The organism is Nostoc sp. GT001 (assembly GCF_030382115.1).
Lineage (GTDB): Bacteria > Cyanobacteriota > Cyanobacteriia > Cyanobacteriales > Nostocaceae > Nostoc.
Genome location: NZ_JAUDRJ010000003.1, coordinates 7,244,532 through 7,257,538, shown reverse-complemented (window position 1 = coordinate 7,257,538; position 13,007 = coordinate 7,244,532). Strand labels below are relative to the sequence as shown.

The 13,007-nt window shown below is 41.9% G+C and carries 11 protein-coding genes; 9 read left to right on the top strand and 2 right to left on the bottom strand.

The annotated features are described in order from the left end of the window. Positions 1 to 44 precede the first annotated feature (44 nt). Positions 45 to 1,232 (bottom strand): DUF4336 domain-containing protein, encoded by a 1,188-nt coding sequence (locus tag QUD05_RS33660; RefSeq protein WP_289799838.1) that lies wholly within the window; start codon positions 1,230 to 1,232, stop codon positions 45 to 47. A gap of 626 nt (positions 1,233 to 1,858) precedes the next feature. On the opposite strand from QUD05_RS33660, the gene QUD05_RS33655 reads away from it, so the two are divergent. From QUD05_RS33655 to QUD05_RS33615, 9 genes are all read left to right on the top strand, one after another. After that, entirely contained in the window at positions 1,859 to 2,050 is a 192-nt protein-coding gene (locus tag QUD05_RS33655; RefSeq protein ID WP_289799837.1) for a hypothetical protein, read from the top strand. 313 nt (positions 2,051 to 2,363) lie between these two features. Beyond that, positions 2,364 to 2,624: a type II toxin-antitoxin system Phd/YefM family antitoxin gene (locus QUD05_RS33650; protein WP_289799836.1), complete on the top strand. Its 261-nt coding sequence runs from the start codon at positions 2,364 to 2,366 to the stop codon at positions 2,622 to 2,624. Beyond that, positions 2,608 to 2,883 carry a type II toxin-antitoxin system RelE family toxin gene (locus QUD05_RS33645; RefSeq protein ID WP_289799835.1) on the top strand — a complete coding sequence of 92 codons (276 nt, stop codon included), beginning with the start codon at positions 2,608 to 2,610 and terminating at the stop codon, positions 2,881 to 2,883. The genes QUD05_RS33650 and QUD05_RS33645 overlap by 17 nt, the downstream gene beginning before the upstream one ends. A gap of 262 nt (positions 2,884 to 3,145) precedes the next feature. Beyond that, positions 3,146 to 4,387, top strand: a complete 1,242-nt coding sequence (locus QUD05_RS33640; RefSeq protein ID WP_289799834.1) for a cytochrome P450 — start codon at positions 3,146 to 3,148, stop codon at positions 4,385 to 4,387. A gap of 55 nt (positions 4,388 to 4,442) precedes the next feature. After that, positions 4,443 to 4,658: a hypothetical protein gene (locus tag QUD05_RS33635; RefSeq protein ID WP_289799833.1), complete on the top strand. Its 216-nt coding sequence runs from the start codon at positions 4,443 to 4,445 to the stop codon at positions 4,656 to 4,658. Continuing rightward, the gene (locus QUD05_RS33630; RefSeq protein ID WP_289799832.1) at positions 4,658 to 5,065 is read left to right on the top strand and encodes a type II toxin-antitoxin system VapC family toxin; all 408 of its coding nucleotides are present in this window, start codon (positions 4,658 to 4,660) and stop codon (positions 5,063 to 5,065) included. Before QUD05_RS33635 ends, QUD05_RS33630 begins: the two co-directional genes overlap by 1 nt. 11 nt (positions 5,066 to 5,076) lie before the next feature. Next, positions 5,077 to 8,091 (top strand): UPF0182 family protein, encoded by a 3,015-nt coding sequence (locus tag QUD05_RS33625; protein ID WP_289799831.1) that lies wholly within the window; start codon positions 5,077 to 5,079, stop codon positions 8,089 to 8,091. A 398-nt stretch (positions 8,092 to 8,489) separates the two neighbouring features. Next, a complete protein-coding gene (locus tag QUD05_RS33620) occupies positions 8,490 to 10,550 on the top strand; it encodes a bifunctional metallophosphatase/5'-nucleotidase (protein WP_289799830.1) in 2,061 nt (686 codons plus the stop codon). A gap of 157 nt (positions 10,551 to 10,707) precedes the next feature. Further along, positions 10,708 to 11,598: an isopenicillin N synthase family dioxygenase gene (locus QUD05_RS33615; RefSeq protein WP_289799829.1), complete on the top strand. Its 891-nt coding sequence runs from the start codon at positions 10,708 to 10,710 to the stop codon at positions 11,596 to 11,598. A gap of 465 nt (positions 11,599 to 12,063) precedes the next feature. Here the strand turns inward: QUD05_RS33615 and QUD05_RS33610 are convergent, their stop codons facing one another. Then, positions 12,064 to 12,987, bottom strand: coding sequence for a peroxiredoxin family protein (locus tag QUD05_RS33610; protein WP_289799828.1), 924 nt, complete (start codon positions 12,985 to 12,987; stop codon positions 12,064 to 12,066). Positions 12,988 to 13,007: the final 20 nt, after the last annotated feature.

The following is a 13,007-nucleotide window of genomic DNA, read 5'->3' as shown; positions in this document are numbered from 1 at the left end:
TAAAAAAGGGGGGTTAGGGGGGATCGATAAATATTTGATACTTCTCAGACATCCTCTTTAGCTGGCGTTGCAATACCGCGTTTAACTAAACCCGCTTCTAGTTCCTGAATGAATTTTAAGTCTTCCTCCAATAAAGGCTGGCTTTCGCCAGAAGAAAGATTTTTTTCCAGAAAAGCAAATGCTTGCCGGAATTGACGCGGATTTGCTTTAATTAGCGAGTCAAAGTGACAGGGAATAATCTGCTGAAAATCCCAACTTGCAACTGTATCAGCCCATTTGAGGACTTGGCTTGGTGCTTGAGGAAAAATGAGGATTTGCAAAATCGGTGCGACAAATGGTCGTCCCTGACCTCGTAGAGCGTCGAATGCTTGCTTCCAGGTTGCTTGCCAGCGAAAAGGAAATAAACCAAAGTAGGTTTTTAGCGATCGCTGTGGTGCTTTGAGAGCATCACGAAACATCTGTCCGATTGAAGTAACTTCTAAGGCACTTGGACGGAAGTAAAGTGCAAACAGTGAAATGCGTTGCCATCCTTTGCGACGGTTTTCTTCATTGTCCTCGATTATCTCCCAGGCATTATCCCTGGCATGAAACAGTAAGGGATAAGGATCTAATTGGAGGATTTCTGGTGGGTCAACTGGAACACAAAGGATAGAATCAGTTACAAGCAGAGTGCGCGATCGCTTGTGAAACACTGCAACTTCTGCAAAAGATCCTCGTCCCAAGTCGATGTCCAATATTGCATAGTCAAACTCCAGAGCAAAGGGAGCAAGGCTTGAGTCCTCTGGGAGTTCTTGAGTTCGTTTTTGGGGAAAGCCTAGCCAACTAAGCGGCAGATTGAACGGAAAACTCCACTGGTGCGGGGCAACAAACACTTGTGCTTGAGGAAAGCGACGAGCAAAGGGGCCAACGAAGACTTTATGCTCCAGACCAGAACTGGTTGGCAGTAAGATGTACTTAACTTCACCGTGCTTTGCTACCAACTCATTAACCAAGCGGACACACTCAGTTGTGGGAGCAACGGGTGCATAGACCAGAAGTCCTCCAGCAGAGAGCTTGACGATAGTCATGCGAATCGGCACGATGGTGTAGAGAATGCCGTGAAGCTGATCGAATGTCCAGATAGTATCCTTAACTATTTCCTGACGAAGTGTCCGCCGTCTGCCGTAGGGGTAAAGTGGGACAGCAGCCCAGAATGGCCATGACCAATCCTTGGGGTTGTTCAAAGGAGACATACCTCGATCTTGTAGTTCAACCCTCGACTGAGATCCAAGTGAATTCATCGTCGTTCCATTGTCCTGGCGTGGGCCAGTTATGAGAGTGCTGTAGTGGCTACAAGATTGGTATAGCACGCTTGTCAGGCGAGGGCAACTGGCTAGAATCCCCACACAACACTTGTCGGTAAAAGATTCTTTTTACCGACAAGTCTCTCATAAATAGTCCCCCAAGATCAGGGTTGGGGAAAGTCTAGCTCAGAAAATTCAAATCTATTCAAAGCTACTGCAAATCTACTGCAATCTACTGCAAATCTACTGCAAACTTTGTCTCAAGCCCCATCTTAATTTAGGTTGTTTTCTATTATGTGATGATTGATTAAACCCATGTGGGGTAAAACAAATGACCGTTTTTTGCTGAAAAAGAAAATTATTATATCACAATGTAATAGATTTTTTTAAAATCGTTTTTTTTCTGCTAGATTATTATTATCGCAATGATTCAATTATTAAAAACTAACCCCTGTTTAAAAAACAGGGGCGAAAAATTTGCTTATCACTTCTAGCTGTTGAGCCCAGCTAGAGGCGCATAAGTTAGTTTTTTAGTTTTTGAATTGACAGGCAAACTAAACCCAATAAGGAGAATTATGCAAAAACCCCTTAATAACGCCTTGAGTAAAGGCGTTATTTTACCAATCATAACTACTATTTTAGTATCTGGTGCGCTAGGTTTGGCGATTATTGACCAGAAAATTCGCCCTGCCTACTTTGACCTTGTTAAAACCGTGGTCATTTGTTACTTTCGGATGCCAGGGAAATCTGACAAGGAAGGGAACTAGGTAGTCGTAAAAACCTGAGAATAGGCGGGCATCCTGCCTGCCTACTCACTTTTAACTTGTTGAGAGTGCGATCGCGGGAAACTGGTTGAGCTTTTGTAAGTAGATTAGACTTTGCAACTAAGTTACTAGATGTAGCAGTAAATTCCGACTTCTACTTTTCTTGTAAAGAGTCACTCTTTGTAAAAAGGTAAAAATTCACTCTTTTTTCGATTGTGGTGTAATAATATTAGTACAGAACGTAAATTTTGTAAATTTTTAGCAAATTGTACAAAATTTACATTTTGACTGTCATTTATTAATTTTGTAAGGTACTATGACTCGTATAAGTGCAACAGAAGCTCGTGCAAATTTTCAAGAGCTTATTAGTCGTGCTGAGTATAAGCGTGAGCGTATTGTGATTGAGCGTCATGGTAAAGCTGCTGTAGCGATTATCAGTCTTGATGATTTGAAATTGCTTGAAGCTATAGAAGACGCTATTGATTCAGAGGCGCTTCGCCGTGCAGTTAGTGAAAATGATGGTTTTACTACGTTAGACGCAATTAGTGCGAAGCGTGGAGATGAGCGAGCGCTATAGTTTGAGGATTGCTAAGACTGCTGAAAAGGATTTGAATGATTTACAAGCTAAACAATATAAGCAAGTTGTAGCTAAAATTCTTTCGCTTCAAGGTAATTCTCAACCCCAGGACTGTAAGGCATTGAAGGGTTATGAAGGTGGCTATCGTGTTGATCAAGGTGAGTACAGGATTCTTTACACTATTGACCACGAGAACCAGATGATTGATGTTTTTCGTGTTGGCAAGAGGAATGATGGTGAAGTCTACAAAAATTTGTAGTTTTTCCGGCTTCACTTCTTTTTGCATTGAGTAGCGTTGCAGTAACTTTCAACTTCAAACTTCCACCAACTAGCTGGTGAAGTTGGTGGAAGTTTGAAGTCAGGAGTTAGAAGTCAGGGGTCAATTGCGATCGCTGATGACCGTTGCAGTTTTCGTTGCACCTAAACTGCGATCGCCAATGAGCCGACGGTGAGTAACTTGTTAAGATGATGTTGATTCATTTTGAGTCAAAGCAAAACATCACTGATCGCTACTTAGAAGCATGAAGCATCTGTCAGACTACAACTTCTTTGATCCAGAAGTGCTTGTGTGCCCTTATGAATTCTACAAGCTGGCACAGGAGCAAGCACCAATAATGGAGCTACCAAGTCCCTCAACAGAAGCAAAACTCTTTCTTGTTACTCGCTATGAATTAGTGATCGAAATTCTTAAGGATACAAGAGTATTCTCTAGCAATTTCTCGACTTTACTAGCTGGCAAAGAACAACACGATCAAGAGTTGCAGAAAATTTCGGCTCTTGGCTGGCCCCAGATGAACACCCTACTGACGGCAGATCCACCAGAACACGAGCGATTTCGCTCCCTGGTGAATAAGGCATTCACTTCATCGCGTATCAACAAAATGCGTGACTTGATTGAGCAGATTGTTGATGAACTCATTGACAGCTTTATTGATCGCGGCAAGTGTGAATTCGTCAGTGAGTTTGCCGTACCTTTACCGCTCAAAGTTATTGCTCAACAGTTAGGTGTGCCGCAAGCAGATTTGCCGAAGTTCAAGCAATGGTCTGATGCTTTTATTGCCCGTTTAGGTAACTTACTTTCTAGAGAGCAGGAGATCGAGTGTGCTAAAGATGTTGTCGCTTTCCAGCATTATTTTCATGATGTCATAGAGTCACGCCAAAAACAGCCTCAAGATGATTTTATTACTGACTTGGTACAAGCAAAAGTGGATGGAGAGCGATCGCTCGACACTGCTGAACTGCTGAGTATCATTCAGCAAATATTAGTGGCAGGCAATGAGACTGTCACCAGTGCGATCGCAGGTGGGATGTTGTTGCTGACAAACAACAAAGAGCAGATGAAGTTGGTACAAACAGATATTTCCCTGTTAGAGAACTTTGTTGAAGAAGTTTTACGAATGCAAAGTCCGACAGCAGGAATGTGGCGAGTTGTGACGGAAGATACAAAGCTCCAAGATGTCGATCTCAAAGCTGGGTCTTTAGTGATGCTCCGCTTCGATGCTGCTAACCGCGACTCGCTAAAATTTATTGAGGGTGAGCGTTTCGATGTGCGCCGCCAGAATGCCAGCAACCACCTATCTTTTGGTCATGGGATTCATTTTTGTTTGGGCGCTATGCTTGCTCGTAAGGAAATGCAGATCGCATATCAGCGTTTGCTGCTACGGTTGAAGGACATTCGCTTGGCACAAGAAGGATACCAATATTTACCGAACGTACTCATGCGGACACTGAAGCACCTCTATATTGAGTTCGACAAGGCATGATGAACCACCAGTTCGGTAATAAATACTACTAGAATTTCGATAGGAGGTAAAAACAATGCTACGAACCATTGAAGGAATTTATAAAAACGGCAAAATCGAACTAGCTGAAAAACCACAAGGTATTACTGAAAGCAAAGTCTTTGTTACTTTCTTAGAAACAAAACCCATGACTTGGCCAGAAACTATTATGCAACATCAAGGTGTAGTAGAAAGTATTATTTTTGAGTCCTACCGAGACGAACTGCTACCACCTAACGAAATCGAGTTTTAATGATGGGTTATTTACTCGATACCTGCGTAATTAGTGATTTTGTCAAGGGAGAAAAAAATACTCTCAAGCTATTAAAGTCTACTACTCCCACAGATATTTTTATTTCCTCCTTAACAGGAATGGAGATTAAGTATGGATTAGCAATCAATCCTCAACGTGCCTTAAAAATTCAATCATTGATTGAAGCATTGTTAGGTTCGATTACAATTTTACCTTTTGGTGTGGAAGAAGCAGAACTTGCTGCCCAAATTAGAAGTATTTTGAAGACAGCAGGTAATCCTATCGGTTCTTATGATGTATTGATCGCAGCAACAGCACTAACTCACAATCATATTGTTGTAACATCTAATATTCGAGAATTTCAAAGAGTAAACGGCTTGCAAATACAGAATTGGCGTTCTTCTTAAATTACATATCAATGTATTGGAAATGGGGCTTTAGGCTATTAATTGGATTTTTGGGGCTGTGGCTACTTCTGGATCTGGGTTCCCGCCTGGGAGCAGAGATTTTTTGGTTTCGGGAAGTCGGCTATCTGCAAGTATTTTTGTTGAGGCTGCTGACTCGTGGTATTTTGTGGGTAGTTGTGGCTGGAATAACTGCTGCCTATCTACTGCTAAACTTGGCTTTAGCACAACGGCTAAAATATTCCCAGTCTCTAAAGATTGAGCAAGCAGAACTCAACAGTGAATTAACAAATTTTCTCAGTCCTAATTATCCAAGACGCAACGAAACCCAGATACTTGCGCCACAACGCTTTCAAGCATTAAAATTACGCTGGTTATTACCCTTAGCTCTGATACTCAGCTTGGTGATTGGGTTAATGCTGGCTCACTATGGTCAAATTGCTCTTTCTTACTGGCATACTCCAGTCAATCAGGCTATTCTACCCGTTCCCGCCCTATTTCGACCGGAGACAATCTGGCAGCTTTTGAAGCAGGTTGTCTCTCAAGTCTGGTATCTCGGTTTAATTGGGGGAGTAGCGATCGCCATCTTAATCTATCCGCAATTTTTACTGACTGCGATCGCAATTCTCTTCAGTCCCATTTTTGCCTTCATCTTATTCCACCACTGGCCCAAGGTGCTGCAATATTTCCACCCCACCCTTTTCAACAGCACTGAGCCTTTATTTGGTCGAGATATCAGCTTTTACGTATTTTCCTTACCCTTTTGGGAACTGCTAGAACTCTGGCTGATGGGGTTATGTTTGTATGGCTTTGTCGCCGTTTCTCTCACTTATCTGTTGTCGGGGGATAGTTTGAGTCAGGGAATTTTCCCCGGTTTTTCGCCCCAGCAACAGCGTCATTTATTCGGTATGGGTGGCTTGTTGATGCTGGTAGTGGCTCTGAGTTATGGGCTGAGTCGCTATGAACTCGTGTATTCTAGCCGGGGAGTGAGTTATGGTGCTAGCTATACCGATGTGACAACCCAGTTGCCAGCTTATACCGTCTTGTGCATTGTGGCAGTAGCGATCGCCTTTTACCTCCTTTGGCGAACCTTTTTCTGGAAACCAAAATCTCGATATCGTCGCTTTGTCTTTTACGGGTTAGGGGTTTATTTAGTATTAGTTGTAGCTGCTGATGTTGTTTTACCGACTGTGGTGCAATATTTAATTGTTCAACCTAATGAGTTGCAACGGGAGCAACCTTACATTCAGCGGACTATCGCCTTGACACGCCAAGCATTCGATCTAGAAGCGATCGATTCTAGAAGCTTCAACCCGCAAGGAACACTGACTGAAGCTGACATTCAAAAGAATGACTTGACAATTCGCAATATTCGCCTATGGGATGAACGACCACTCTTAGAAACTAACCGTCAACTGCAACAAATTCGGCCTTACTATCGGTTCCCCGATGCCGATATTGACCGATATACTCTCAAAACAGATGTAACTTCACGCCGACCATCTGCCCCTCAAAACCCACCAGAACCTCAGCAGGAACCAGTTGAATCAACAGAACGGCGACAGGTATTGATTGCTGCACGGGAATTAGACTATACTGGCGTACCACAGGAAGCTCAAACATGGGTTAACCGCCATTTAATTTATACCCACGGTTTTGGGTTTACTGTTAGCCCAGTTAATACAGTTGGAGCGGGTGGATTACCAGAATATTTTGTCAAAGATATTAGCGGTGATAGTAGCGCTCTGACAACTTCTAGTGAAGCCATTCGTGAAAGTATTCCCATTGGGCAACCCCGAATTTATTACGGTGAAATTGCCAATACTTATGTAATGACTGGCACAAGAGTTAGAGAGCTAGACTATCCTAGCGGTAGTGACAACGTTTACAACTCTTACGATGGTCTGGGTGGTGTTGAAATCGGTTCAGCATGGAGACGCTGGCTATTTGCGATGTATTTGAAAGATTGGCAGATGGTGCTGACGCGAGACTTTTTGCCAGAGACAAGGGTGCTATTGCGGCGAAATGTCAAGGAAAGAATTCAAGCGATCGCGCCTTTTCTAAAATTTGACAGCGACCCCTATTTAGTTGCTGCTGCTGCTAATCAAGATTTCCCCAGTAATCCCAGTTATCTTTATTGGATTGTTGATGCTTACACAACGAGCGATCGCTATCCCTACTCAGACACCGGTAGCGATGGTATCAACTACATTCGTAACTCGATCAAGGTAGTGATTGATGCTTACAACGGCAGCGTTAATTTTTATATTGCCGATCAAAGCGACCCGATTATTGCCACTTGGTCAGCGATATTTCCCAATATGTTCAAACCGCTCAATACAATGCCAGTCAATCTCCGCAGTCATACCCGATATCCGGTGGACTTTTTCAAAATTCAATCTGAGCGGTTGATGACCTACCACATGACCGACCCCCAAGTATTTTACAACCGGGAAGACCAGTGGCAGATTCCTAATGAAATCTATGGCAGTGAACCCCGTCCGGTAGAGCCATATTATTTGATTACTAGTTTACCCACCGTAGACTTTGTTGGCGCAGCCTCTCGTAGAGAAGAATTTCTGCTGTTTTTACCCTATACTCCCAGACAGCGGACTAATTTAATCGCTTGGTTAGCGGCGCGATCAGATGGCAAAAACTACGGGAAGCTGCTGCTATATGTCTTTCCTAAAGAACGCCTGATTTACGGAACAGAGCAAATCGAGGCGCGGATTAACCAAGATCCAGTAATTTCTCAGCAAATTTCCTTGTGGAATCGCCAGGGTTCGAGAGCGATTCAAGGCAATCTACTAGTAATTCCCATTCAGCAATCGCTGCTGTATGTCGAGCCAATCTATCTAGAAGCCACACAGAATAGTCTGCCAACCTTGGTACGGGTAGTAGTTGCTTACGAAAACCGGATTGTCATGGCGCAAACCTTAGAACAAGCATTGCAGGGAATCTTTAAACCAGAAGTTACACCAGCGCGAGCGATTATCCGTCCCTTTGAAGAAGCAGCCCCGCCAGGTTAAGCGATTTTAAAACTAAAAAGTTACATAAGCATCAACATAAAAGGAGTTAAAAAAAGCGCATTTTTTTAACTCTATTTTCCCTATTTTATTTCAGTTTTTTCATCTGAAAATTTTCCTTTAAAAATTGCAGTGACTTTTTTACATACCCTCAAACTCCTTTTCCCAAGCTGCACATAAGATTCAAATTACCGTGTAAGAACCTTATAATCAAGGGGGTAATAGAAAATATCCTACTTTTCCTACTTTTCCTAACTTTTATCTATAATCTTTTCCTATACATGGGCAATTTCCAATCAGCTATGAAGATGAATATTAAAACTAACTTATGAAGTATTTATTATGGGATATTGATAATACACTAAAAAAATATTCACCACTGATGAGCTAGAAAATTTATTATGTCTTTTTTAAATCGGAAAAGTCGATTTTTAAGTAAGTTTAATCGCCGAGATTTAAGGACTAGCCATTTAAGTTGGCTAATTATATCTAGCATCTTTTTATTTTTAGGAACTACTGGTGGTGTAGTTCAAGTTAAAACAGCACAGAAGTCAGGGTTCACACTACAACTTTTACATACTTCCGACCAAGAAGCAGGTGTACCCGCGCTGAAGGATGCACCGAACTTTTCGGCGGTGTTGAATGCACTGAAAAATCACGATGTTAATGGTGATGGTAAACCTGATTATCCTAATACCTTAATCCTTTCATCTGGAGATGCTTATATTCCCAGTCCCTTCTTATTTGCCAGTGACGCAGCTTTTGGTGGTCAGGGACGAGGAGATATTTTAATTCTAAATGCTCTTGGGTTTGGTGCGATCGCCTTTGGTAATCACGAATTTGACTTAAATACGGGTGTTGTTGCCGACTTACTGCGTGCTAAAGAAGATTACCCAGGTACAAAATTTCCCTATCTCAGCGCGAATCTGGACTTCAGCACTGATAAAGACCTGGCAAAATTAGTTACTGTTGATGGACTAGAAGCAAGTAAAATTCCGAATAAAATTGCCCGTAGCACCATCATTACCGTCAATGGTGAAAAAATTGCTGTGGTTGGGGCGACAACTCCCACACTGCGGACTATTTCTTCTCCTGGTGGTGTGACTGTGTTGCCTAAAGAATTTAATAGCCGTGATACCGCAGATATCGCTGCTTTAGCTGCTGAAATTCAAACTTCTGTTGATACGCTGCTGACAAAAAACCCAGAGATTAATAAAGTCATTCTATTGGCACACATGCAGCAAATTGCCATTGAGCAAAAGCTAGCACAATTACTTAAGGGAGTAGATATTATTGTTGCTGGTGGTTCCAATACCTTACTAGCCGACAAAACAGACCGTCTGCGCGTGGGTGATAAATCTGCTGGAACTTATCCAATCATCAAAAAAGCCGCAGATGGTAATCCGATAGCTGTAGTTAATACCGATGGAAACTATCGCTATGTTGGTCGGCTAGTAGTTAACTTTGATGCCAAGGGAGTAATAATTCCTAAAAGTATTGACCCCAAAATCAGCGGTGCTTATGCGACTGATTCCCAAGGTGTAGCAGCTGTAGGTGGGAAACCTGATGCCAAAATTGTTGCCATTACAGAAGCGCTCAAAAAAGTGATTATTGCCCAAGATGGTCAGATTTTTGGGAAAACCAACGTTTTCCTTAACGGCTGGCGGGGTGATGTCCGCACCCAAGAAACCAATTTCGGTAATTTGACAGCCGAAGCTAATTTAGCGATCGCTAAACGATACGATCCTAAAACTGTTATTTCCATTAAAAATGGTGGTGGTATCCGTGACAATATTGGTATCTATACCTTTCCCCCAGGTTCGACTCGCTCACAGGATGTTATCAAACTGCCACCCCAAGCAAATCCTGTAGCAGGTAAGAAAGAAAAAGAAATTTCTCAACTTGATATCGCCAACGCTTTACGGTTTAACAATAGCTTGACTTTGGTGACTTTGAATGCCAAAGAACTAATAGCAGTAATTGAACATAGTGTAGCAGCCATAGCGCCGGGTGCTACTCCTGGTAGTTTTCCCCAAGTAGCGGGATTAGCCTTTAGCTTTGACCCAGATTTGCCAGCAGGTAAGCGTGTTAAATCCCTGGCTATCAAAGATGGAAAAGGCAAAATTATTGATGTAGTGGTGAAAAATGCAGAGTTAGTGGGTGACTCTAATCGCATTTTCCGCACTGTCACCTTAAACTTCCTCGCAAATGGTGGTGATGGTTATCCTTTTCCCAAAAGAGAACGGGTTGATTTGACATCAAAAGATGCTAAACGTACAGGTTTAGCTACCTTTGCTGCTGATGGTTCTGAACAAGATGCATTAGCAGAATATCTGGCTGCTAAATTTAAACAGATTCCATTTGCTCAGGAGGATGTACCAGCTACCGAAGATACTCGCATTCAAAATCTGAAGCTGCATGAAGAAGAGGGTAAAGGGGAAGGGTTAAAGGGGAAGGGGTAAAGAGGAAGGGGTAAAGGGGAAGGGGTAAAGGAATGGAATTTTTCCTTTCCCTTTAACCTTTCCCCTTTCCCCTTTCCCCCTGCATTTATACCCGTAGGGAAAAGTTTTTAATTATTTCCCTTTCCCCCTCTCAATAAAGATGTGGTATTTTGAATCAATGGTCAGAATTCCAGTAATTGATCTCACTAATTTTACTAAGGGCAACGCCATAACTCGGCAAGCTGTCATCAAACAAATCTATGAAGCTTGTCACGAAATTGGCTTCATGTATTTGCAAAATTCGGGAATATCAAAAAACCTAATCGAGGAAGTATTCACTCACAGCAAATCTTTTTTCAATTTACCTTTGGAAGTTAAGCAAAAGCAAGCTTGGAGTGATGAATTTAGTAATATGGGTTACGTTGGGATTGAGAGAGAACGTCTTGACCCCAATAAACCAGGCGACTTAAAAGAGGCGTTTAATGTAAATAAACAAGCAGTAAGGATAGATGCTTCTCTTGTTACCTTTTATGATAATTGTACAGAACTTGCTAACACGATATTACAAGCTTATGCGTTGGCGTTGGAATTGCCAGAAGATTTTTTTACTATAAGACATAATCAACAAAATCATACCTTGCGCTTACTCCACTATCCACCATTGCAGACACCACCGAAACCCGGACAAGTGCGTGCTGGTGAGCATTCCGATTATGGCAGTATTACCTTACTTTTCCAAGATGACATTGGCGGGTTAGAAGTACAGACAGTCTCTAGAGAGTGGATTGTCGCGCCTGCAATTCCTGATACTGTAATAGTCAATACTGGCGATTTAATGCAGCGGTGGACAAATCATCGATTTTGCTCAACTAAGCATCGAGTGATGATTCCCACTGATAAAAGAGTGAATCAATCGCGGTATTCTATGGCTTTTTTCTGTCATCCTAATGATGATACAGAAATTGCTTGTTTGGAGAGTTGCCAGAAAGAACAATTGCCTATCTATCCCCCTATCCTGGCGGGAGAATATCTTTTACAACGTTTACAAGCAACTTATGGTAATTCATAATTAACGCTCTTCCATCAGTCTTGGGAAAAGTACTCGCTGCAAGGCTTACGAGACTTCGGTTTTCAGGTTTTAGCTAGATTTTTGAATTTCTATTAAAAAATAAAGCCTCAAACCTTGATTGGGTGATAGTTTTAGTTTTCTGCTTCGATTATTGTTTGATGAGAGTGATGGAAGAGCGTTAAGAAAGTAGACCTCTTGCATAAATCGAATAGACTCCCCTTTACAAAGCTACGGTGTACACACAAGTCAAATTACCCCCCTTAATTCCCCCGATGTATTGGGGGGAAAAAGAAATCTAGTTCCCTCCCCTTTATAAGGGGAGGGTTAGGATGGGGTAATTCAAGGACTGGTAGTGATTCCATAACTTGTGTGTACACCGTAGCCAATACATCGGAGAGGGTTAGGGTGGGGTAAAAAATATTTGATACATCAATTATGACTTTTCAAACATCCTGTTAGGACAAGTTAAAATGAGCCGCTAGGAACAGATAAGTTTGGTTTAACGCGTTTAACAAAGTCTAGCGGCATTACTCCCAACCATTTCTCTCGAATTATACCTTCCTCTAACAATACAGCAGTTGGAAAAGCATTGGTTAAACGTGCCACTACAGTAGGACTCATTGCCACTACCGGAAAGTTAATATTATTAGATTGAACAAATGCTTGAACTTGTTCTAATGTTTGGGGAACTCCTGCCACGACATCAGGTAAATCAGTTCTTTGGTGAACCACTTTTAGCACTTTCAACCAGTTCTTGCACGTTGGACAACCAGGCATTAAAAACACAACCAGTTTTTCTCCAGTTGTTAAGCTTTCGGGATATTCCTTTAGCCATTGGGGTTGCCAACGACGATTAACCTGAAGCGGCTCTAAGTTTAGGATAGGTTTTTTTTGCTTCCAGAAATATATATATGAAACAGCAGTTAATAGACAACTTGTTGTTAAAGAAATCAACAATGCTGTTACTTGTTGTGAAACAGTTAAAATATCGGCAACCGGATAAAACCAAGCCAAACCCATCAAAGTAATGTAGAGGGCATTGAGGAGTAAACTTTGTTTGGGACTGATGTCAATTAAACCGTTATAGCAACCACAATCATCTGTGCGTTTGGTCGAAGTACTCCAATAAGTTAAACTCGATAGGAGCAATAGCAAAACAATTGTACCGAGAAATAGCCACTGGGGAAACAGCCGCAAAATCAAAGCTACTCCCAGGATGCACTCTAGAATTGTAAAAGCGATCGCTGCACCTATATTCACTTTTGGCGGTAATAACTGCAATTGACTGATGTGAATCAGAAATCTTGTAGGTGCGAGTGCTTTGACAACACCAGTCACCAGAAATACACTGCCAACTACTAGAGAACTTATAACAGAAAGTGAATACATAATGCTAGCGATCGCTATTT

Excerpts from the sequence above, each read along its gene's own strand:
- QUD05_RS33650 (WP_289799836.1), top strand. The coding sequence starts at position 2,364 with ATGACTCGTATAAGTGCAACAGAAGCTCGTGCAAATTTTCAAGAGCTT.
- QUD05_RS33620 (WP_289799830.1), top strand. The coding sequence starts at position 8,490 with ATGTCTTTTTTAAATCGGAAAAGTCGATTTTTAAGTAAGTTTAATCGC.
- QUD05_RS33635 (WP_289799833.1), top strand. The coding sequence starts at position 4,443 with ATGCTACGAACCATTGAAGGAATTTATAAAAACGGCAAAATCGAACTA.
- QUD05_RS33655 (WP_289799837.1), top strand. The coding sequence starts at position 1,859 with ATGCAAAAACCCCTTAATAACGCCTTGAGTAAAGGCGTTATTTTACCA.
- QUD05_RS33625 (WP_289799831.1), top strand. The coding sequence starts at position 5,077 with ATGTATTGGAAATGGGGCTTTAGGCTATTAATTGGATTTTTGGGGCTG.
- QUD05_RS33640 (WP_289799834.1), top strand. The coding sequence starts at position 3,146 with ATGAAGCATCTGTCAGACTACAACTTCTTTGATCCAGAAGTGCTTGTG.
- QUD05_RS33615 (WP_289799829.1), top strand. The coding sequence starts at position 10,708 with ATGGTCAGAATTCCAGTAATTGATCTCACTAATTTTACTAAGGGCAAC.
- QUD05_RS33610 (WP_289799828.1), bottom strand. The coding sequence starts at position 12,987 with ATGTATTCACTTTCTGTTATAAGTTCTCTAGTAGTTGGCAGTGTATTT.
- QUD05_RS33660 (WP_289799838.1), bottom strand. The coding sequence starts at position 1,232 with ATGTCTCCTTTGAACAACCCCAAGGATTGGTCATGGCCATTCTGGGCT.
- QUD05_RS33645 (WP_289799835.1), top strand. The coding sequence starts at position 2,608 with ATGAGCGAGCGCTATAGTTTGAGGATTGCTAAGACTGCTGAAAAGGAT.
- QUD05_RS33630 (WP_289799832.1), top strand. The coding sequence starts at position 4,658 with ATGATGGGTTATTTACTCGATACCTGCGTAATTAGTGATTTTGTCAAG.